18 protein-coding genes are annotated in these 22704 nt (G+C 32.3%); 17 read left to right on the top strand and 1 reads right to left on the bottom strand.

Features of this window, described 5'->3' with window-relative positions; all coding sequences use genetic code 11:
* Positions 1-42: 42 nt before the first annotated feature.
* The 15 genes from mtaB (at position 43) to CLOCEL_RS07355 (ending at position 18320) form a co-directional block, all read left to right on the top strand.
* Positions 43-1344, top strand: coding sequence for a tRNA (N(6)-L-threonylcarbamoyladenosine(37)-C(2))-methylthiotransferase MtaB (gene mtaB, locus CLOCEL_RS07285; RefSeq protein ID WP_010075939.1), 1302 nt, complete (start codon positions 43-45; stop codon positions 1342-1344).
* 25 nt (positions 1345-1369) lie between these two features.
* A complete protein-coding gene (locus CLOCEL_RS07290) occupies positions 1370-1714 on the top strand; it encodes a histidine triad nucleotide-binding protein (RefSeq protein ID WP_010075938.1) in 345 nt (114 codons plus the stop codon).
* Positions 1715-1836: 122 nt separating this feature from the next.
* Complete coding sequence (gene rpsU, locus CLOCEL_RS07295) at positions 1837-2013, top strand: 30S ribosomal protein S21 (RefSeq protein ID WP_010075937.1); 177 nt, start codon at positions 1837-1839, stop codon at positions 2011-2013.
* 288 nt (positions 2014-2301) lie between these two features.
* Complete coding sequence (yqfC, locus tag CLOCEL_RS07300; protein ID WP_010075936.1) at positions 2302-2592, top strand: sporulation protein YqfC; 291 nt, start codon at positions 2302-2304, stop codon at positions 2590-2592.
* A complete protein-coding gene (gene yqfD, locus CLOCEL_RS07305; RefSeq protein WP_010075935.1) occupies positions 2585-3727 on the top strand; it encodes a sporulation protein YqfD in 1143 nt (380 codons plus the stop codon). The genes yqfC and yqfD overlap by 8 nt, the downstream gene beginning before the upstream one ends.
* Positions 3728-3745: 18 nt before the next feature.
* Positions 3746-5806 carry an HD family phosphohydrolase gene (locus CLOCEL_RS07310; RefSeq protein ID WP_010075934.1) on the top strand — a complete coding sequence of 687 codons (2061 nt, stop codon included), beginning with the start codon at positions 3746-3748 and terminating at the stop codon, positions 5804-5806.
* Positions 5807-5813: 7 nt separating this feature from the next.
* Positions 5814-6314: an rRNA maturation RNase YbeY gene (gene ybeY / locus CLOCEL_RS07315; protein WP_010075933.1), complete on the top strand. Its 501-nt coding sequence runs from the start codon at positions 5814-5816 to the stop codon at positions 6312-6314.
* Between the two features lie 8 nt (positions 6315-6322).
* On the top strand, positions 6323-7033 hold the full coding sequence (locus CLOCEL_RS07320) for a diacylglycerol kinase (protein ID WP_010075932.1): 711 nt from the start codon (positions 6323-6325) through the stop codon (positions 7031-7033).
* A 165-nt stretch (positions 7034-7198) separates the two neighbouring features.
* Positions 7199-7597 (top strand): cytidine deaminase, encoded by a 399-nt coding sequence (locus tag CLOCEL_RS07325; protein WP_010075931.1) that lies wholly within the window; start codon positions 7199-7201, stop codon positions 7595-7597.
* Positions 7598-7606: 9 nt separating this feature from the next.
* Positions 7607-8497, top strand: coding sequence for a GTPase Era (gene era / locus CLOCEL_RS07330; RefSeq protein ID WP_010075930.1), 891 nt, complete (start codon positions 7607-7609; stop codon positions 8495-8497).
* Between the two features lie 28 nt (positions 8498-8525).
* Entirely contained in the window at positions 8526-9251 is a 726-nt protein-coding gene (gene recO / locus CLOCEL_RS07335) for a DNA repair protein RecO (RefSeq protein WP_081446448.1), read from the top strand.
* 12 nt (positions 9252-9263) lie between these two features.
* Positions 9264-9962 carry a DUF4342 domain-containing protein gene (locus tag CLOCEL_RS07340; RefSeq protein WP_010075928.1) on the top strand — a complete coding sequence of 233 codons (699 nt, stop codon included), beginning with the start codon at positions 9264-9266 and terminating at the stop codon, positions 9960-9962.
* Positions 9963-10197: 235 nt separating this feature from the next.
* Positions 10198-10833, top strand: a complete 636-nt coding sequence (gene ccpN / locus CLOCEL_RS07345; RefSeq protein ID WP_029169245.1) for a transcriptional regulator CcpN — start codon at positions 10198-10200, stop codon at positions 10831-10833.
* Positions 10834-10910: 77 nt separating this feature from the next.
* Positions 10911-13541, top strand: a complete 2631-nt coding sequence (gene ppdK, locus CLOCEL_RS07350) for a pyruvate, phosphate dikinase (RefSeq protein ID WP_010075926.1) — start codon at positions 10911-10913, stop codon at positions 13539-13541.
* Between the two features lie 633 nt (positions 13542-14174).
* Complete coding sequence (locus CLOCEL_RS07355) at positions 14175-18320, top strand: glycosyl hydrolase 53 family protein (protein ID WP_010075925.1); 4146 nt, start codon at positions 14175-14177, stop codon at positions 18318-18320.
* 27 nt (positions 18321-18347) lie between these two features.
* Here CLOCEL_RS07355 and CLOCEL_RS07360 read toward each other — a convergent pair whose 3' ends face one another.
* Positions 18348-19418 carry a CotS family spore coat protein gene (locus CLOCEL_RS07360; RefSeq protein WP_010075924.1) on the bottom strand — a complete coding sequence of 357 codons (1071 nt, stop codon included), beginning with the start codon at positions 19416-19418 and terminating at the stop codon, positions 18348-18350.
* Between the two features lie 361 nt (positions 19419-19779).
* On the opposite strand from CLOCEL_RS07360, the gene dnaG reads away from it, so the two are divergent.
* Complete coding sequence (dnaG, locus tag CLOCEL_RS07365) at positions 19780-21555, top strand: DNA primase (RefSeq protein ID WP_010075923.1); 1776 nt, start codon at positions 19780-19782, stop codon at positions 21553-21555.
* Between the two features lie 13 nt (positions 21556-21568).
* Positions 21569-22660: an RNA polymerase sigma factor RpoD gene (rpoD, locus tag CLOCEL_RS07370; protein WP_010075922.1), complete on the top strand. Its 1092-nt coding sequence runs from the start codon at positions 21569-21571 to the stop codon at positions 22658-22660.
* Positions 22661-22704: the final 44 nt, after the last annotated feature.

Consider the following 22704-nt stretch of genomic DNA (forward strand, 5'->3'; position numbering starts at 1 on the left):
ATGGATAATAGCGTACAGAAGAAAATTAGGAGGACACTTAGAATGAAAGTAGCATTTGCAACACTAGGTTGTAGAGTTAATATATATGAATCAGAAGCCATGACAGAAAAGTTTAAGAGCGAAGGCTATGATGTAGTAGATTTCGATGAAAAAGCAGAAGTTTATGTTATAAATACCTGTACAGTAACAAACATGGGTGACAAGAAATCAAGACAATACATAAGCAAGGCAAAAAAGAAGAACCCAGAAGCAGTAGTAGCAGTGGTTGGATGTTATTCTCAAACATCACCAGACGAAGTGTCGGCTATTGAAGGTGTTGATGTTGTACTTGGAACACGTAATAAGGGGGATATCGTTTATTACGTTAACAGAGCAATGGACACAAAAGAGAAATTTGTTGTGGTAAAAGATGTTTTAAGAAACAAAGTTTTTGAAGAATTAAAAATAGAAGATTTTGAAGGAAAGACAAGAGCATTCCTAAAAGTCCAAGATGGTTGCAACAGATTTTGCTCTTACTGCTTGATCCCATATGCAAGAGGTGCTGTTTGTAGCAAAAATCCAGAAACTATAATAGATGAAGTGAATAAGCTTGCTGACAATGGTTTTAAGGAGATAATTCTTTCTGGTATTCATATAGCTTCATATGGCGTGGATCTTGAAGAAAGAAAAACTCTTATGGATATAATAGAGGAAATCCACAAAATTAATGGAATAAAGAGAATTAGGATAGGGTCTGTTGAACCAAGGTTCTTTACTGATGAGGTTATCGAAAAAATGGCTTCAATGGAGAAGATGTGTCCGCATTTCCACTTGTCATTGCAAAGTGGTTGTGATGCAACGCTTAAGAGGATGAATAGAAAATATACAGCAGAAGAATATTTTAATACTGTTGTAAAACTGAGAGAAAGAATTCCTAATGTTTCTATAACAACTGATGTAATAGTAGGATTTCCAGGAGAAACAGCAGAAGAATTTAATGAAACCTTTAATTATCTAAAAGAATTACGTGTTGCAAAAATGCACATTTTCAAATATAGTCCAAGAAAAGGTACTAAGGCAGCAGATATGAAGGATGATGTTCACGGTACAATAAAAGAAGAGAGAAGCAAGCTTCTTCAAGAATTGGATAGGGAAAACGAAAAAAACTTTATACAGGATTTTATTGGTGAGAAGTTAGAGGTTTTAGTAGAAGAAAAACTAAAGGATGATAATAGATATATAGGCTATACATCAAATTATATAAAAGTAATTATTGATTCAACAGAAGATATTGTGGGAAAAATAATTACTGTTAGATTAATTGAAAACAAGGGTGATTATGCCACTTGTACAATAGAAAGTTAAATCACGGATATTGGAGGAATTATTAATGAACGATTGTATTTTCTGTAAGATAGTTGCTGGAGAAATACCATCTCAAAAGGTTTATGAAGATGATTATGTATATGCTTTTAAGGATATACAACCACAAGCTAAGGTTCATGTTTTAATCATACCTAAGGTTCATATTTCAAGTGTAAATGAGCTGGAGGATTCACACAAGGAGCTTATCGGGCATATATTTATAAGTGCAGGGAAGATAGCTGAGATATTAGGTGTGAAAGAAAGTGGTTATAGAATAGTAAACAACTGTGGAAAAGACGGAGGACAAACCGTAAATCATATTCATTTTCACATGTTTGGAGGAGAACCTTTTGGTTGGCCACCATTTTAAAAGACTTGTATGAAATTGTTGACAGTAAGAGATAATATATTGTATAATATTTTATGTGCTATTCAGCCCGCTATTATACTTATTTTTACAAATTAAGTTAGCTAGCGGAGGGAGGGATATAGATGTCAGAAATTAAAGTTGGAGAAAACGAATCACTAGAAAGCGCTTTAAAAAGATTCAAAAGAAAATGCGCTAGAGCTGGTGTGCTTTCAGAGGTAAGAAAAAGAGAGCATTATGAAAAACCAAGTGTAAAAAGAAAGAAAAAATCAGAAGCTGCAAGAAAGAGAAAATTCAAATAATATAAATTAACCAAGAAGGTACGGCAATGTAATTATGCTAGGCCAAGTAAATTATTACAAAGTTTAGTATAAGTTAAAAATATTGTTAGGTTACCTTCCTCAGCAGTTATAAGTTTACATTAGTTAACATCATATAAAAATAAGTGGGTAAATAGCTTGTTAATTACGAACTTAATAATGAAAATGTTAAAGGATATGCCTTAGGAAACTAGGGCATATTTTATTTTTGTTATTTTTTATAAACTCATCTCATAAATTAATATGAAAGCGGTATGTTAGGAGGAGTTTATGAAAAATAAATTATTGAAGATTACAAGAAACGTAACTGAAACCTTGGACATTCCTAAAGAAGTGGTTTTAGGTTTACCAAAGATATCAATAATTGGACATGAAGAAGCTCTAATAGAAAATCATAAGGGTATATTAAGTTTTAAAGAGAATTCATTAGTTATAAAATCTCAAGTTGGAAATATCACAATAAAAGGGAAAAAACTTGAGATGTCATATATAACAGATAACACAATAATTATTAAGGGTGTTATAGAAGAATTATATATAGGAGGTAAGCATGATGAATAATATACGTATTTCTCAGAAAGCCAGGAGCGGAAACTTAAAGCTCAGGGTTACTGTTGTAAATCCTCAAAGACTTTTAAACCTCCTATTAAACAAAAATATACCTTTAAAAAATGTACAATATGTTGATCGATATACAATATACATAACTATAAATTCAATTGATTATGAGGATTTTAAAGAACATGCTAAACGAGTAAATGCGAAACACATAATAGTTGATGGGGATAGCACCTTTAAGATTTTGAAAAGATTAAAGGAAAGAAAAATAATAATGACCTTTCCTATAATATTTATTGTAGTCATATATCTTTTATCAAGTCGTGTCTGGATAATAAATATTAAAACACAAAATCATCTTGCTCCTTTTGAAGTAAGAGGTATATTAAAAGATTTAGGGATAAAGGAAGGTATAAAGAAAGCAAATTTAAATGTGTTTAAGCTTCAAGAAGAAATTATGAGTAAAAATGAAAATATTTCTTGGATCAAGATAAGAATTGATGGTTCAACCTTAAATGTAGAAGTTACAGAAAAGAAGACTCCTCCTGCTATAGAGCAAATAAGAGATTCTGGAGATGTTGTGGCTAAAAAGGATGGTGTTATAACTAGATTATATTCTACAACAGGTACTTGCGTTGTAAAGGTTGGAGATACAGTAAAAAAAGGGCAGGTAATCATTGCTGGAAATCAAGGGAAAGAAGGAAGTACCTATGAAGTTCAGGCAAAAGGTATGGTGTTTGCAAAGACCTTTTATGAGGAGATGCAAAGAGTTAATTACAAGACTACGAAAGTAACTTATACTGGAAATGAAGAAAAGGATATATACACTACTATTGGAGGAAAAAGGATATATTTAAAAAAGAGTGTAAACAAATTTAAAAAATATGATAGAATAGAGGAAAGTGGTTTATTTTACACGAAGGTTGTCTATAAAGAGTATACAGAGGAAATAATAGAGAATGACAGGGATGAGATGACCAATACTGCCATTGAAGATTTAACAAAACTTATAGAACTAAAGATTGATAAAAATGTAACTATAATTGATAAAATTATTGAGAAGAATCCTGTTGCAGACGGCTGTGATGTCAGGGTTATTATAGTTGCAGAAGAGAATATTGCGTCAGAGAATCCATAAGACTAAGAGGTGAGTTTAGTGACTAAAGAAAAGTCTGATGATAAAAGCAAAAGTGTCATAGTTAAGCTTATGATTTTTTTTATAACCTTTATATTAGCCTATGGAACGATTTTTTCTTCACTATATGTTAAAAAATATACTCTTATTTCAGGTGATATAGCAAAATTTGATATAAAATCACCTAGAGATACTGAAAATGAATATGCTACAGAAGTAAAGAAAAATAAAGTTCTTGAGACTTTAACACCCTATTATTATAAAGATATTGAAATAGAAAAACATGCGATTACAACAATTGAAGCTCTTTTTACAAGGATAAAACAATTAAATAGTTCTACAGCCGTAGATGAAGTTGCAGTAAAAAAAATATTGGACGGTATGAGTTTAACATTAAATACAAATGATATTAGCAGGCTTTTAACTATGCCTGCAAGTGATATGGCACAATTTGAGAAAATTATTAAGGATTGTATCACTGATACATATAAACAAAATATTGAAACTGATGATGATATTGAAAATGCTAGGGATAACGTGGCGATGATTTTTGATGAGAGCAATTTTTCTAAAGAGTATAGGGATATTGCTTTAAAAATACTAAATGAACTTATACAAAAGGACTATTTTTTAGATGAAGAAAAAACCCAAGAGGAAAAAGAGGAAGCACTAAAAAAGGTTCAATCAGTTATGATAAAAAAGGATCAGCTTATAGTAAAAGAAGGTGAGCCTATAACTGATGAGCAAATTGCTGTTTTAACAGATTTAGGTATTTTGAGCACCTCTCAAAAATCAAATTGGTACCTATATTTTACATACGCTGCGTTAATAGCTATAATATTAGTAGTACAGTGGACATATTTAACTAGATATAAAGCTCATATATTTTATAGGAATAAATCATTGATTTTAGTTAATCTTCTTAATACAGGGATGCTTTTAGGGGCTAGGGTGTTAAGTGGTTTTCCCTTTGTAATACCTTTTGCGACAATACCTATGCTTATGACGCTTCTTTTAGATTATGAAACAGCTCTTATTATGGGGATTATTAACATTGTGCTTGTAAGTTCTATTATGAATTTTAATATAGAACTTACTGTGATAGCTTTATTACAGGTGATATTGACTGTAACAATGTTAAAGCAAATGCAACAGAGAAATGATATATTAAAAGTTGCAGGAAAGCAAGGGGTAATAGTAGCTTTAATAGCGTTCTTTATTGGGATTTTAATAAACAACAATATAATCGTCGTAGTAAAAAATACAGGTCTTGTTGCAACAGGAAGTGTATTATCTGCTGTTTTAACAATTGGACTTTTACCGCTCCTAGAAAATATGTTTAATATAGTAACTAATACAAAACTATTAGAACTTTCAAATCCTAATAATGCACTTTTAAGAAGATTGGTATTAGAAGCTCCAGGTACATATCAACATAGTATAATGGTCGGAAACCTAGCGGAAATGGGAGCAGAAGCTGTTGGGGCTAATACTATCTTAGCTAGAGTAGGGGCATATTATCATGACATAGGAAAGTTAAAGAAACCTTATTATTTTAAAGAAAATCAGATAGGTTTTGATAATCCTCATGATAGATTATCCCCAGAGATAAGTGCTTCTATTATTACTGCGCATATAGAGGATGGAATTAAAACAGCAAAGGAATATAATCTACCACCAGCCATAATTGATATAATTTCTCAGCATCATGGCAAAGATTTAGTTAAGTACTTTTTAATTACCATGAAAAATGCTTCTGATAATCCAGACGCTATTAATGAGGATGATTTTAGATATAAAGGTATAAAACCATCAACAAAGGAAAGTGCTATAGTTATGCTTGCCGATGGGGTTGAAGCTGCAGTAAGAAGCTTAAAAGAAGCTGATTCAGAAAAAATAAAAGATATGATTGATAAAATTATTAAAAGTAGGCTTTACGAAGGTCAATTAGATGAAAGCCCATTGACTTTAATTGATTTGGAGAATATAAAAAAAGCATTTTTTAAATGCTTAAATAGTATGTATCACCAAAGAATAGAATATCCGGTGGATAAAACCTTAAATAGTAAAGAGGAGAAGTAGAAATAAAATGATTTATCTTGATAACAGGCAAAGTGAAGTCGAAGTAGATGATGACTTTAATGGAACCATAAGAAAGGTTATTGATTATGCTCTTAAAGAAGAAGGAGTTAATATACCTTATGAAATAAGTATAATATATGTGGATAACGAGACAATCAGGAACATTAATAGTGACACAAGGAAGATTGATAAAGTTACGGATGTTTTATCCTTTCCTATGCTAGACTATCCTAAAGGACAGGTATATAAGAATACATATGAGGATCAATCCTTTCATGTGGTTGATTTAGATGATGGTTATTTAGTGTTAGGAGATATTGTGCTTTCTTTAGAAAAGGCAAAAGAGCAAAGTGAGGAGTATGGTCACAGCTATTTGAGGGAAACTTGCTATTTAGTTATTCATTCTGTTCTCCACCTTTTAGGGTATGATCATATGGAGGAAGAGGAAAAAGGTATAATGAGAAAACGTGAGGAAACTATTTTATCAGAATTTTCCATTGTTAGGTAGGTGAAATTTTGAAGAATCTACAGAAAAAAATTGTAGATAGCTTTAATTACGCTATTGAAGGAATAATTTATGCTGTAAGAACTCAACGAAATATGAGGATAGAAATGGTGGCTACTCTAATAGTTTTAGCTGCCTGTTTTTTCTATAATATATCAAAGATCGAAATGTTAATTTTAACTGTAACTATTTCTATGGTTATTATGGCAGAACTAATAAATACTGCAATTGAGGCAACTATAGATATGAAGAGTAACTATTATCATCCTTTAGCTAAGGTAGCAAAGAATACTGCGGCAGGGGCTGTTTTAGTTACAGCAATAAATTCTGTGATAGTAGGATATGTTATATTTTGGAATAAACTAAAATATATCAGTTTTAAAATGGTTGGAGTTATCAGAAATACTGATTCATACATGATATTTTTGGTACTGATAATTATATGTATAATCACTATAATTATCAAAGGGTTGTTTGGAGAAGGAACTCCCTTAAGAGGAGGAATGCCAAGTGGACATAGTGCTATTGCTTTTTCCATAGCAACAATGATTTCTCTTTATACAATAGAGCCAACTATAATGACCTTAAGCTATATATTGGCACTGATAGTAGCTCAAAGTAGAGTGGACTCAAAGGTACATTCTTTATGGGAAACTGTTGTAGGTGGAGCTTTAGGAATATTCTCTACTATATTAATCTTTAAGCTTTTTCATCTTTTTTAGTATAGAGATTCCAATATGAAGCTTTTACTTATTTATATAAGTTCCAATAATCTTTATACATTTACTATTTATAAAATCAATGTAGATTTTTAATCGGAACTTATATATTAATAATATTTTTTAATATCAGTAAAAAATCAAAAGAGCAAGAAAGGAAGAACAACTATGGATATAGAAAAATTAATAGAAACTGCTTTAGATTATAGAAATAAGGCTTATGTGCCATATTCTAATTTTAAGGTTGGAGCAGCATTGCTTACAGAAGATGATAAGATATTTGGTGGTTGCAATGTTGAAAATGCTTCTTTTGGAGCAACTAATTGTGCTGAAAGGACTGCAATTTTCAAAGCTGTCAGCGAGGGATACAGTAGTTTTAAGGCTATTGCAGTAGTTGGGGATTTAAATAACTTAACTGCTCCTTGTGGTATATGTAGGCAGGTAATGGCAGAATTCTTTATCAAAGATGCTAAGGTGATTTTAGCTACAAGTAAAGATAATTATGTAATAAAAACAATGGAAGAAGTATTACCAGGTGCATTTGTAAAAGATGACCTTATAAACTAAGGAGGATTTATGTTTAAATCAGGATACGTAGCAATTATAGGAAGGCCTAATGTAGGAAAAAGTACATTAATGAATAATTTGATGGGAGAAAAATTATCAATTGTTTCTCCAAGACCGCAAACAACTAGAAATAACATTCAAACAATTTTGACAAAGAAGGATTTTCAAATAATATTTGTGGATACTCCAGGTATGCATAAGCCTAAACATAAATTAGGTGAATTCATGATGAAAAGTGTAAGCGATTCTCTTAAAGATGTAGATTTAGTAGTTTTTATGACTACCGCTGACGGAGAACTTGGACCAGGAGATAAACATATACTTGAAGACTTGAAAAAAGTTAATAGTAAAAAGTTTTTAGTGGTAAATAAAATAGATGAAACTAAGGCTGAAACTGTAGCAGAGACTTTACAAGTGGTTGGGGAACTAGTTGAGTTTGATGAGATAATACCTATTTCTGCATTAAATGGTAAAAACACCGATAAGCTTTTGGAGTTGATGGTGGATTACTTGCCAGAAGGACCAATGTATTACCCAGAGGATATGATAACTGATGCTCAAGAGAGATTTATAGTTTCAGAAATAATAAGAGAAAAAGCTTTAAGACTTTTATCACAAGAGGTTCCTCATGGAATAGCTGTAGAAATTGTATCTATGAAACAAGATAAAAAGAATACATATCATATAGATGTAAATATGATTTGTGAAAAAGATAGTCATAAGGGTATAATTGTTGGTAAAGGTGGATTAATGATGAAAAAAATTGCCACCTACGCAAGAGAAGATATAGAAAAACTTTTAGGTGAAAAGGTAGATTTAAAGGTTTGGGTTAAGGTAAGAAAAGAATGGAGAGATAATCCAAATCTACTAAGAGAGTTAGGTTACAAGATGAATAAGTAATAGAAAGGAGAGAGTACTTCTGGCTATTATAAAAACTCGTGGAGTGGTGCTTAAGGCTCAAGATATAAAGGAAAGTGATAAGTTAGTCACTGTATTTACAGAGGACTTTGGTAAAATGAATATTTTAGTAAAGGGAGCTAACCGAGCTAAAAGCGCTATGTTGCCTTTAACGCTTCAGTTTTGTTTTTGTGACTTAGTTCTTTTTAAGGGAAAATCTATGTATACAATTAACGAGGGAAATGTAATAGAATCTTTTCAAAATTTTTTAGAGGATATTGACAGCTTAGCTTATGGGTCTTACCTTATTGAACTCATAGATATTTCCCTGTCTGAAGGTGAAGTAAATCAGTATATATTTAGAGAACTTATTACTTGTTACTATATCATGAAGAATAGGGCAAGTAGTATGGAGGCTATCGTAGTATATTTTCAGTGTAAGCTTTTATATTATACCGGCCATGGAATTACATTAGATAGATGCTCAGTTTGCAAATCTAAGATTATAAGCTCAAATTATTTTAATTTTCAAACTATAGGAGGAATATGCAATAGTTGTGAAAAGAAAAATGGCATTTCTGTGTCCTATGAGGCATATAGTCTTTTAAAATATATAATGAAAATTAAATTAGAGGATATTGCCAGGATTAATTTAAGTAATGACACCTTTAAGGAAATACAAAAAATTTTACTTTATCTTATTTCCGAGAATTATTCAAGAAAACCCAAGAGTTTAGAAATACTCAATTTATTTTAAGGAGTGATGTATATGTCAGAAATAACTTTAGAAAAAGTAGATTTAGTAAAAGACCGTACAAAATGCACTTATCAAGAAGCTAAGGAAGCATTAGAACTTCATGACGGAAATGTGGTAGATGCAATAATTTATTTAGAAGAAAATAAAAAATCAAAAGGAACTTTTGATAATAAGGACGAATTTATAAACTACATAAAGGAATTAATAAACAAAGGAAATATAACAAGAATAAAAATTAAGAAAGATGATCAGGTTCTTTTGGATGTTCCGGTAAATGCTGGTGTTGCGGCGGGATTATTAGCTTTAGCAATTCCTTGGGTTATACCAGTTGGAATTATTACAGCTGTAGCAGTAAAAATTACTGTAGAAATAACTAAAGAAGACGGAACAGTAGAGGTTATTAATAAGTTTATAAAAAATACAGCTGGTAATGTTTCAGAAAGATTTCAAGATGCAAATGATATAATGAAAGATGCTAATGAAGTTATAAAGGATACTTTACATAATATTAAAAATATGATGGATAAAGATAAGTTCCAAGGTCAAGGTAAAGATATGTTTAATGATATAAAAAACATGTTTTCTAAGGATAAGGATGAGGAAAAAAGAAAATCAAAATTCAATCAAGAGAATGTATTTACATATACGGTAGATTTTGAAGATGTAAAAAAAGAAGATAATAATGTAGAAAAAACTCAAGATAATGAATAAATCGTAGGATTATTTGTAGTTTTTTATAGAAAAAAGATTAGCGTAGATATATGCTAATCTTTTAATTTGTGGACAAGGTATAAAAATATATACTAAATTTCAAATATTAAGAAAATTAAAGCAATTCAGAGAAAACGTTTTAAAATCGTAGCTTAGTTAAAATTTAAGGATTAAAAGTGCTATACTATTTATAAGAGTACTATGTTATAATACGACTATAGTTGATGGAAAGATGGTGGCTATGATGAAAATATCTAAGAGACAGAAGGAAATTATTGAGATTGTGAAGAGACATCAACCTATTACCAGCGAGAGAATCGCTGATAACTTAAATGTAACAAGAGCTGCCTTACGTCCAGATTTATCTATACTAACGATGATCGGGGTTTTAGATGCTAAACCCAAAGTAGGATACGTATTTATTACAGATACACCAAAATCATCGCTAGGGAAAAATGTACAAGAGATAAAGGTTAGAGAAGTTATGTCAAAACCGGTGGTAGTGGATGAGGGGACAAAAGTATATGATGCAATAATTCAGCTCTTTTTAAATGATTCAGGAACATTATTTGTACATAGTAACGGGTATTTGGTAGGTGCAGCTTCTAGAAAAGATTTCTTAAAGATAGCAATTGGAGGCACTGATACTCATCAAGTACCAGTAGGCATTATAATGACGAGGATGCCAAACATAGTTATTGTAAAACCTGAAGACGATGCATATTTTGCGGCACAGAAGATAATTGAACACGAGATAGATTGCCTTCCTGTAGTTGAAACAGTAATTAAAGACAACAGGGAGTTGTATAGAATCGTAGGGAAAATATCAAAGACCAATATTACAAAATTATTTGTGAAGTTGACACAATAGTAAATTTTAGTTACTAACTGGGGTTACCCGTTAGACATAAATATTCACACATAATAATCAAAGGGGATGTTGTAAATATGGAAAGCAAAAAATATGTTTACCTTTTCAGTGAAGGTAATGCATCGATGAAAAATCTGCTTGGTGGAAAAGGCGCAAACCTAGCAGAAATGACCACCCTCGGAATACCAGTACCACAAGGCTTTATTGTAACAACAGAAGCTTGTACAAAATTCTATGAGGATGGCAGAAAGATTGCAGACAGCATTATAGAAGAAATGAAAAATGCTATTGCAGATCTTGAAAGTAAAACTGGGAAGAAATTTGGAAGCACAGAAAATCCATTATTAGTATCAGTTAGATCTGGTGCAAGAGTATCAATGCCAGGAATGATGGACACAATTTTAAACTTGGGATTAAATGATGAGGCTGTTGAAGGTTTAGCAAAATTAACTGGAAATCCAAGATTTGCTTATGACTCATACAGAAGATTTATTCAAATGTTTTCTGACGTAGCAATGGGAATAGAAAAAAGATATTTTGAGAATGTTTTAGACAGTGTAAAAGAAGCAAAGGGAGTATCTTTGGATACTGACCTCACTGCAGATGATTTAAAAGAAGTAGTTGTAAAGTATAAAGAAATTTACAAAAAAGAAAAGGGTGAGGATTTCCCAAATAATCCAGTAGATCAAATGGTTGCGTCAGTTCAAGCAGTATTCCAATCTTGGGAAAATCCAAGAGCTATAGTTTATAGAAGATTGAATGATATTCCAGGAGATTGGGGAACAGCTGTAAATGTTCAAGCAATGGTATTTGGTAACATGGGTGCAGATTCAGGCACAGGAGTTGCATTCACAAGAGACCCAGCTACTGGTGAAAATGTTATTTTTGGAGAGTATTTAATAAATGCTCAAGGAGAAGACGTTGTTGCTGGTATAAGAACACCTCAACCTATTTCAAAATTACAAGAAGAAATGCCAAAGTGTTATAAAGAATTCTATGATATTGCGCATAAATTAGAAAATCATTATAAAGATATGCAAGATATGGAGTTCACTATTGAACAAGGAAAACTTTACTTCTTACAAACTAGAAATGGTAAGAGAACAGCTCAAGCGGCATTAAAGATAGCTGTCGACTTAGTTGAGGAAGGATTATTAACTAAGGAACAAGCAATATTAAAGGTTGATCCAAAACAATTGGATTCATTATTACATCCAACTTTTGACCCAGCTGAGCTTAAGAAAACTGAAGTTATAGCAAAAGGTCTTCCAGCTTCACCAGGGGCTGCTTGTGGTAAGGTTTACTTTACTGCAGAGGACGCAAAATTTGCACATGATAAAGGTGAAAAAGTTGTGCTGGTTAGATTAGAAACTTCTCCTGAAGATATCGAAGGTATGATTGCTGCTGAAGGTATTCTAACAGTTAGAGGTGGTATGACTTCTCACGCAGCAGTTGTTGCAAGAGGTATGGGAACTTGCTGTGTTGCTGGTTGTGGTGAAGTATCTGTAAATGAAGAAGAGAAGATTTTCTCCGTTGGAGGAAAGACATATAGAGAAGGCGATTACATATCATTAGATGGAAGTACAGGAAATGTATATGGCGGAGCTGTAAAAACACAGACTCCAGAAATATCAGGACACTTTGGAACATTCATGAAGTGGGCTGACGACATAAGAAAGTTAAAAGTTAGAACAAATGCAGATACTCCAAGGGATGCAAAGCAAGCAATTGAATTTGGTGCTGAAGGTATTGGATTATGCAGAACTGAGCATATGTTCTTCCATGAAGAGAGAATTGCAGCTGTTAGAGAAATGATAGTTGCTAAAACAGAAGAGCAAAGAAGAAAAGCTCTAGATAAAATTCTTCCAATGCAAAAAGGTGATTTTATCGAAATATATGAAGCTATGCAAGGAAATCCTGTTACAATCAGATTCTTGGATCCACCACTACATGAGTTCTTACCAACTAGTGAAGAGGATATAGCTGATTTGGCAGAAGAAATGGGCTTAGAACTTGAAGAATTAAAGAATACTATCGCATCATTGCATGAATTCAACCCAATGATGGGTCATAGAGGTTGTAGACTATCAGTTTCTTACCCTGAAATAGCAGAAATGCAAACTAGAGCAGTAATTGAAGCTGCAATAGAGGTTAAGAGAAGACATGGAAGTGATGTAGTTCCTGAAATAATGATTCCACTTGTTGGAGAAATTAAGGAATTGAAATATGTTAAAGATATAGTTGTTAAAACAGCTGATTCTGTAATAAAGAATAGTGGTGTTGAACTTCAATATAAAGTTGGTACAATGATAGAAATTCCAAGAGCAGCATTAACAGCTGATGAAATCGCAAAAGAAGCTGAATTCTTCTCATTTGGTACAAATGACTTAACTCAAATGACATTTGGTTTCTCAAGAGATGATGCTGCTAAGTTCTTAAAAGATTATTATGAGAAGAAGATCTACGAGTCAGATCCATTCCAAAAGCTAGACCAAAATGGTGTAGGCAAGTTGGTTAAAATGGCAGCTGAACTTGGAAAATCAACAAGGCCAAATATAAAACTTGGAATTTGTGGAGAGCATGGTGGTGATCCTGCATCAGTTGAATTTTGCCACGAAGTAGGATTAAATTACGTATCTTGCTCACCATTTAGAGTACCAGTTGCTAGATTAGCGGCAGCTCAAGCTCAAGTAAAAAACCGAAAATAATAGGTAAAGAAAAATAAATATTATAGACTTGACTCGAGAAGTCTTATAAAACAAGTATTTAAAAGTATATGAAATTTAAAAATGATAAGGTGTTGTTACTTAATTTCAATAATGATTTTAAGTGACAATACCTTGTTTTTTTATGTGATTTTTATTTTAAAACAAACTTTGAAAATAAAAGTTGGAAAATAAGGGATGTTTTTGCGGTAGAATGTCATTTAAAAAAATGTTATAATGTTGACACAGTAATAATGTCGATTAGTTTTCGGTGGGGGACTTGAAACTAAAATAATATATGTAAGGGGGAAAGGTGCAAACAATATTTATATAATGAACTTTTGAATAGCTAAACTGTTAAGAAAATATATTTAAGAGAAAAGTGCATGAAAAGAGTTTTTAATGAAAAATCGTCTTTGAAATAGCTAACTATATATGTTTCGATAATTTATTATCAAATAATTTATGCACGATTAGGAAAATAAATTTGTATACAGCATACAATATTGGGAAAAATTGAAGATATCAATACTGTCTATAATGCAGATTAAAGAAAAGAACATAGTATTAGATGTAGTAAAGAATTTTTATAAAGTCAGATTAAAATTTGTAATTTTAATGGGAGGCTATTTATTGATGGGAAATAAAAGAAACAAAAGTATTTTATCAATTTTTCTAAGTATGTTGCTTATTTTGAGCATGTCTATTAATGTACCTAGAGCAATGGCGGTACAAGCTTTAACTATACCTGGATATGCTAGTGGAGCTGACGTAAGTTGGATACCACAGATGGAAGCTTCGGGTTTCGTTTTTAGAGATGAAAATGGAAATGTAAGAGATTGTCTTGATATTTTAAAAGAAAAAGGTATTGATTCTATCAGACTAAGAACTTGGGTTAATCCTTCAAATGATCCGCAAGCAGGTCACTGCAGCACTCTTGAAACCGTTGCCATGGCTAAGCGTGTGGTTGATAAAGGTTTTAGACTTATGATAGATTTTCATTACAGTGATTCATGGGCCGATCCTGGTAAGCAAGTAACACCAGCAGCTTGGCAAAATGACAATATCGATCAATTAACAACCCATGTATATGACTATACTTTGGAGGTTATGAATGCATTAAAAGCTGAGGGAATAACTCCAGAATGGGTACAAGTTGGAAACGAAATCAACCCTGGAATGATGCTACCATTAGGAGCAGAAGGAGATTTTGTAAATTTAACAAGACTAATAAATGCAGGATACGATGCAGTTAAAGCTGTTGCTCCAAATGCAAAGGTTATTATCCACAGAGCTAACGGAGATAAAACTAATGAGTTCCAACGCTTCTTTGATGGATTAACAGCAAAGGGTGCAAAATATGATATAATTGGATGTTCTGTTTATCCAGGTAGCAACTATATGACTTACATGGATAATTTAAGAATAAACTTAAATAATTTAGTTAACAGATACAATAAAGAAGTAATGGTAGTTGAAATTGGTGGAGAAGCATCTAATCCAACAGCTTCTTATAATATGATTATAGCAGCTAGAGATATAGTGCAAAGTATTCCAAATAATAAAGGTCTAGGCGTGTTTTATTGGGAACCACAAGGCGCTCAAAGCTGGAGCGGATATGCATTATCAGCTTGGAATGGTTACAATACACCATCTCAACCTACTGATGGACAACCTACTATCGCTATGAATGCTTTCATACCTGGAGCAACTCAAATAAATCCTGTTCCAGTAACAGGACTAACTTTAGATAAGACAAGTGTTTCAATGGAAGTTGGAGCTACTACAAAATTAACTGCTATAGTAGAACCTTCTAACGCAACCTTCAATATGGCGAAGTTCTCTTCATCAAATGAAGCAACTGCAAAAATCGATCCTAATGGAAATGTTGTAGGTGTTTCAGTTGGTACTGCAACTATTACAGCAACTACTTACGATAATAGTAAAAGTGTACAATGCCAAGTAACTGTAAATCCAAGTACTGCATTAGTAACAAACTCAAGCTTTGAACTAGGAACAAGTGGTTGGACAGTTACAGGTAGTGGAATAAGTTTAGGAGAAAATAATGGTTATGACGGTAGTACAGGAATGCATTACTATAGTGGTCAACCATTCAACGGTACAGTATCACAAACGATTAGCAATATACCTAATGGATCTTATAAATTAACAGCTATGAGTCAAGGCGGCGGTGGTGAAACTAATTCAGAAGTTTTTGCTACGCTTTCAAATGGACAAAAATTAGCTAGCAATTTTACTAATATTGGTTGGCAAAACTGGGTTAAGACAACAGTGAATGATATTCAAGTAACAGATGGAACTTTAACAGTTGGTTTTTACATTAATGCTCCTGGTGGTGTATGGGGAGATATCGATGCTTTAGTATTAGCTAAGACTGATGGCTCAACATTAACTGATTTAAAAGTAAATGGAGTAACTGTCAAAGGGTTTGATTCAGAAACATTAACTTATAATGTGGTTTTACCAGCAGGAACAACTTTAGTACCTGAGGTTACAGCAACAAAGGCAATAACAAACGCAACTGCAGTAGTAACACCAGCAACAGTTGTACCAGGACAGACAAAAGTAGTTGTAACAGCAGAAGATGGTATTACAACAAAGACGTATACTATTAATTTTACAGTAGCAAATCCAAATCCAATACAAAATCCAGGATTTGAAGATGGTTATACTGGATGGACAATAACTGATGAAACTGCTGTAAGCTCAAGTAATGATAAAAGATCAGACTCAAAAGCTTTAGGATATTGGAAATCAGGAGCTTTCACAGTAACAGCATCACAAGTTATTACAGGATTACAAAACGGAACTTACAGTTTATCAGCTTGGTCACAAGGTGGTGGTGGAGAGAATACTGTACAAATTTTCGCTACAAATGCACAAAATGTAAAAGCTACAGCAGATTTTACTAATACAGGCTGGTGCGTATGGTCTAAGGCAACAATTCCAAATATCGAAGTAACAGATGGAACATTAACAATTGGTGCATATGTAGATGGAAAAGCTGGAAACTGGGGTGGATTTGATGATTTTGAATTAATCCAAACTAGCGTTTCAGAATCAAAGAGCACAGATGCAACTTTAAGTGATTTAAAAGTAAATGGAGCAACAGTGGCTGGATTTGATTCAAATAACACATCATACAGAGTTGAGTTACCAGCAGGAACAACCGCAATACCAGAAGTAATTGCAGCAGTAACAGCTATGGGTAAAGCAACTGCAGTGTTAACACCAGCGGCAAGCTTACCAGGGCAGACAACAGTTGCAGTAATAGCTGAAGATGGAACTACTACAAAGACTTATACAATTGACTTCACAGTAGCAGCAGCTACACTAGTACAAAATCCAGGTTTTGAAAATGGTTATACTGGATGGACTATAACTGATGCAACAGCTGTAAATGAAAGTAAGGATGCAAAAGCAGGTTCAAAAGCTTTAGGATATTGGAAGGATGGTGACTTCACAGTAGCAGCATCACAGGTTATCACAGGATTACAAAATGGAACTTATAGTTTATCTGCTTGGGCACAAGGTAGTGGTGGTGAAAATAAAGTTCAAATTTTCGCTACAAACTCACAAAATGTAAAAGCTACAGCAGACTTTACTAATACAGGTTGGGGAGCATGGACAAACGCAATAATTGAAAACATTGAAGTAACTAATGGAACGTTGACAATTGGTGCATATGTAGATGGAAACTCAGGAAATTGGGGATCTTTTGATGAGTTCCAATTAGTTCAAACTAGTGTTGCAACACCAAAGAGTTCAGATGCAACTTTAAGTGATTTAAAAGTAAATGGAACAACAGTAACTGGATTTGAGTCGAATACTACAGCATACAGAATGGAATTACCATCAGGAACAACTACAGTACCAACAGTATTGGGAACAGTAACTGCTACAGGTAAAGCAACTGCAGTAGTAACACCAGCAACAAACTTACCAGGACAAACAACAGTTGAGGTAACAGCTGAAGATGGAACTACTACTAAGAGTTATACAATCAATTTCACAGTAGCAGTGGTTGTACCAGACCCAACACCTGATAATACAATAATACCAAATACTGATTTAGCAGCAGTTTTAAATGCGGTAAAAAATGCTGGAGAAAAATCTACAGTAATGGTTGATGTTAGTTCAAATAAGGAAATATCTAAAGAGATATTTGCTGCAATACAAGGACAAGATAAAACTGTAACTTTTGTTCAAGATGGAGTACAATGGAGCTTCAATGGTAAGGATATTACAGAAGAAATTAAGGCAATCGATATGACGGTAGTTGTTGATAGCTTGACAGATACTAAATCAGCTAATAAGGATGGTATTTCTAAATTAGTAGGTGATAATGATACTTTAGTAATATCTTTTGCAGAAAATGGAGTACTTCCTGGAAAAGCAACAGTAAGAGTTAAACTTGATTCTGCATGGTTACAAGGAAAAGATACAAATAATCTGTCTATTTACTACTATAATGAAACAACTGGCAAGGCTGAGCTTATAGCTGAAGGTCTAAAAGTTGATGCAGACGGTTATGTACAGTTTGAAATAACACATAACAGTGATTATTTTGTAGTAGATAAGCAAATTGCTGATACAGTTACTGTGGTTACTGATAGTAATAGTACAAGTAATGTAAGCACAGTAGTGTTACCACAGACAGGATCACAAATAGATTATACAGTCCTTATGAGCATAGGAGCACTTGTATTATTATGTGGAGTTGCTATGATTGGACTAAGAAGAAAATCAAAACAAAAATAATTTCAAATGGAAAATCCAGCTGAAGATTTAGCTGGATTTTCTGCGTTTAAACTTCTTATTAATATATAATTGCAAATCTTCTATAAAATAAGTTTGAGCATTTAAATCCTCACAACATTTTATTAAATCAGCTTCAAAAATACCTGAAAGAGTTTTATCAGTAAGATTATAATAATCTCTAGCTAATCTCCAAAGTTTTTGAGGGAAGGCTAGGTAACTTAACAAGTAGTTGTATTCATCTTCATTTAAAGGAAGCTCTTTTTCGTAGGTTTCTACAAATAATAGGAATTTGTCCATGTTCCAATTGGTTGAGGTTCTTCTCATATATCTTCTCATGGCATAGGTTAAATCTTGAACTCTATAGCCTACTTTCGTTTTATCAAAATCTATCACCCATAAATTATCGTTATCATCAATTAGAAGGTTTTTTGCTACATAATCACCATGGCATAAAGAAACAATAAGGTTTTTGTAGTTAACCTTATACCCAGTTTCTGTAGAAGTTTTACTAAGACTTAGTATTTCATCTAGATGATCAATATAAGTTTTTGAAAATTTATCTTTAGATTTAAAAGCTTTGTTAGCAAAGGTAAGAAGTGATTTAAAATGTTTTACCATAGAACGTTGGAGGTCATTGCAGTTAGATTTCACGTTGCTACCATCAATTGCGAAAAAGTTTATAGAACATCTATGCATTTTCCCAAGATTCTCTGCTGATTTGACAACAATAGAATCATCATCATAGCTTGCTTTAATACCACTTATCCAAGGCGTCAAAATAAAAAACATATTTTTATAGAGTACATATCTTTTATTATCTTTACTTGGAAGCATCTTAGGAACTTTTATATTATTTCTGAAAAACCATTCTGTAGCAGAGTATATAAAAAGTAAATCTTTCAAATTGTAATAAACTTTTTTTAAACAATAATTTTTATTACCGTAAGTTACTTTATATACTGAACGCTGTTTATCTGTGTTTTTAACCTTGATTTGAACCACGACGGCACCATGTATGTTGAATAAGGGGAGTACATTTTTTTTTATGTTATCTACCGACAATAGTGATGTGGTTTGGGGTTCAGTAACAGCAGCCATGGTATACCTCCTGAAATTAGTCTTTATATAAGGATATTATCTTTAGTATTAATATATACACTAAAAAGTAATAGATTATAATATTAATATTTTGCGGTATATTATTCTGAAGATATGCAATAATATAACTGTTTATGTTTTAATGAAAACTTAATATAGATTGAGAAAATCATAAAAACTGTGAGAAAATTTATAATATTGAAGGATTTCTAGTGTTGACAAAGAATATATACTATAGGAAGTCAATTAAATGACCATTTAAGAAAATATAAAAAAATATAAAAAATTAAAGGGATTCTAAGATTTATGTCGAATTATATTTATCTTGTGGAGAATTCATTTAATGAGGTGGTAAAGATTTGTGATATCAGAAGAGATTATTCAAAGAATCATAGATGAAAATGATATAGTGGATGTAATAACTGAAAGTGGAGTAAGACTTAAACGCTCAGGAAGAAATTATTTTGGATTATGTCCATTTCATCACGAGAATAGTCCGTCCTTTAGTGTTTCTCCAGAAAAGCAAATTTTTAAATGTTTTGGTTGTGGTGAAGCTGGTAATGTAATAGGTTATGTTATGAAAAATAAAAATATGAGCTATTACGATACTTTGAAATACTTAGCTGAAAGAGTAAATATTCAGGTAGAAGAAAATAAGGCAGAGATTGAAAATAAGAAAAGAATTCAAAGATTCTACGATATAAATGTAGATGCAGCAAGATATTTCTTTTCAAATTTAATGAAAAATAAAGAAGCCTTAAGTTATTTTACTGGAAGAGGCATTGAATTAGGCACAATAAAAAGTTTTGGACTTGGATATGCTTTAGACTCTTGGGGAGAATTGCTTAAGTATTTAAAGAGTAAGAAATACACGGATAAGGAAATTCTTTCTCTAGGTTTAGCCATAGAAGGAAAAAACAATAGAATATATGATAGGTTTAGGAATAGAGTTATATTCCCAGTGTTTGATTATAAGGGGAATGTTATTGGTTTTGGAGGAAGAGTTCTTGACGATTCAAAACCCAAATATTTAAATTCACCAGAAAGCAGAATTTTTGAAAAAAGGAAAAATCTTTATGGATTGAATTTTGCAATTAAGAAGGGTCTAAAAGATTATGTAATAATAGTTGAAGGATATATGGATGCTATTTCGTTGCATCAGTTTGGAGTTACAAATGTTGTGGCTACCCTAGGAACAGCATTGACAACAGAACAAGCAAAGCTTCTAAAAAGATATGTTAATAAAGTAATAATAGCCTATGACGCTGATTTTGCAGGTCAAAGTGCCACTATGAGAGGACTAAAGATATTAAAGGAAGCAGGTTTCTTAGTTTATGTGTTGAGAATTCCAGAAGGAAAAGACCCTGATGAATATATTAGAAATAATGGAAAGCTTGCATTTGTAAAATTAGTTGAAGCTGCCGAAAGTCTCACAGAGTATAGAATTTCGTCCCTAGAAGGAAATTTTAACATCGATAAGCAAGAAGAGAAAATTGCGTTTATTAATGAAGCTGCTAATGTTCTCAAGGAATCAGATCCCATTGAAAGGGATATTTATGTTAAAAAGCTTGCTGAAAAGACATATATTTCAGAACAAGCTATTTACGACAAAATCGCTGAAAAAGGAATAAATGCTAATTTAGAGCAACAAGAGTATAATTTTGGCGACAATGGACAAAACTTATATTTAGAAAAGGGTTATATAAAAGCGGAAAGAGCTTTACTGAAAATCTTACTTCAAAAAGAGGAATATACTAAGTTCATAGTTGATAATATTAGTGTTGAAGAAATGATTTTAGATAGTCATAAATTTTTATATAATTTGATTTTAGGATGTATGGATGTTTCTTTTGAGGAAAAAGTAAAGAGCGTACAATTAAAATGTACAGATAATGATAGCTTTAAGGAACTTACTCATATTCTCCTAGAAGAAATTAATTATGAAGAAGTAGAGGTTGAAAAGCTTATAGAAGATTATATTCTAAGTATAAAAAAGAATAATCTTGAGATAAAGAAAAGAGAACTTGTAAAGAAAATAAAGCAGTGTGAGGCAGCTGGAGATATACAAGAAACAATTGTATATGTAAAAGAGTTAGAAGAGATACAAAGGAACTTAAAGAGTTTTACCAATGCATGATAGGAGGTACCCTATGAAATTAAGCGAGAATAATGCTAATGTGAAAGATAAAGGAACAGTAATGACTATGGTTAAAAGCCTTATAGAGACAGGCAAGAAAACCGGATCATTAACGTACACAGAGATAATTGATGAACTAGAAAATATTGAGTTAAGCCCAGAGCAAATTGAAAAAATATATGAAGTTCTTGAAAGCGTAGGTATTGAAGTTATCGGTGACATGAAAGATATAGAAGTAACCGAAGATGAATTTGATTTATCAGTACCAGAAGGAATCGCTATTGATGACCCAGTAAGAATGTATTTAAAGGAGATAGGAAAGGTTCCACTATTATCTCCAGAGACAGAAATTGAATTAGCTGAGAGAATAGAAGCAGGAGACCCTGCTGCAAAGAAAAAATTAGCAGAAGCAAACCTTAGACTTGTTGTATCTATCGCTAAGAGATACGTTGGAAGAGGTATGTTGTTTTTAGATTTAATACAAGAAGGAAACTTAGGGCTTATAAAAGCTGTTGAGAAGTTTGACTATAGAAAGGGATTCAAGTTTAGTACTTATGCTACTTGGTGGATTAGACAGGCAATTACAAGAGCCATAGCAGATCAAGCTAGAACTATAAGAATTCCAGTTCATATGGTGGAAACGATAAATAAATTACTCAGAATAACAAGACAACTAGTTCAAGAATTAGGTCGTGATCCACTGCCAGAAGAACTAGCTGAAAAGATGGAAATGCCTGTAGATAAAGTTATTGAAATAAGAAAGATTGCTCAGGAGCCAGTGTCTCTAGAAACACCAATAGGTGAAGAAGAAGACAGTCATTTAGGAGATTTTATACCAGATGATGACGCACCAGCTCCAGCAGAAGCAGCAGCATTTACAATGCTTAAAGAGCAACTAATAAATGTTTTAGATACTTTAACTCCAAGAGAAGAGAAAGTTTTAAGACTTAGATTTGGTTTAGATGATGGAAGAGCTAGAACGCTTGAAGAAGTTGGAAGAGAATTTAACGTAACAAGAGAAAGAATACGTCAAATAGAAGCTAAAGCATTAAGAAAGCTTAGACATCCAAGCAGAAGTAAAAAGCTTAAGGATTACTTAGACTAACAAAAAGAGCACTTAATGTGCTCTTTATTTTTCTATCTAAGGGA

The organism is Clostridium cellulovorans 743B, assembly GCF_000145275.1.
Taxonomy (GTDB): Bacteria; Bacillota; Clostridia; order Clostridiales; family Clostridiaceae; genus Clostridium_K; species Clostridium_K cellulovorans.

What these genes read in the sequence shown, in the direction of transcription:
- mtaB (WP_010075939.1), top strand. Translation starts at nt 43, where the DNA reads ATGAAAGTAGCATTTGCAACACTAGGTTGTAGAGTTAATATATATGAA.
- CLOCEL_RS07290 (WP_010075938.1), top strand. Translation starts at nt 1,370, where the DNA reads ATGAACGATTGTATTTTCTGTAAGATAGTTGCTGGAGAAATACCATCT.
- rpsU (WP_010075937.1), top strand. Translation starts at nt 1,837, where the DNA reads ATGTCAGAAATTAAAGTTGGAGAAAACGAATCACTAGAAAGCGCTTTA.
- yqfC (WP_010075936.1), top strand. Translation starts at nt 2,302, where the DNA reads ATGAAAAATAAATTATTGAAGATTACAAGAAACGTAACTGAAACCTTG.
- yqfD (WP_010075935.1), top strand. Translation starts at nt 2,585, where the DNA reads ATGAATAATATACGTATTTCTCAGAAAGCCAGGAGCGGAAACTTAAAG.
- ybeY (WP_010075933.1), top strand. Translation starts at nt 5,814, where the DNA reads ATGATTTATCTTGATAACAGGCAAAGTGAAGTCGAAGTAGATGATGAC.
- CLOCEL_RS07325 (WP_010075931.1), top strand. Translation starts at nt 7,199, where the DNA reads ATGGATATAGAAAAATTAATAGAAACTGCTTTAGATTATAGAAATAAG.
- era (WP_010075930.1), top strand. Translation starts at nt 7,607, where the DNA reads ATGTTTAAATCAGGATACGTAGCAATTATAGGAAGGCCTAATGTAGGA.
- CLOCEL_RS07340 (WP_010075928.1), top strand. Translation starts at nt 9,264, where the DNA reads ATGTCAGAAATAACTTTAGAAAAAGTAGATTTAGTAAAAGACCGTACA.
- ppdK (WP_010075926.1), top strand. Translation starts at nt 10,911, where the DNA reads ATGGAAAGCAAAAAATATGTTTACCTTTTCAGTGAAGGTAATGCATCG.
- CLOCEL_RS07355 (WP_010075925.1), top strand. Translation starts at nt 14,175, where the DNA reads ATGGGAAATAAAAGAAACAAAAGTATTTTATCAATTTTTCTAAGTATG.
- CLOCEL_RS07360 (WP_010075924.1), bottom strand. Translation starts at nt 19,418, where the DNA reads ATGGCTGCTGTTACTGAACCCCAAACCACATCACTATTGTCGGTAGAT.
- rpoD (WP_010075922.1), top strand. Translation starts at nt 21,569, where the DNA reads ATGAAATTAAGCGAGAATAATGCTAATGTGAAAGATAAAGGAACAGTA.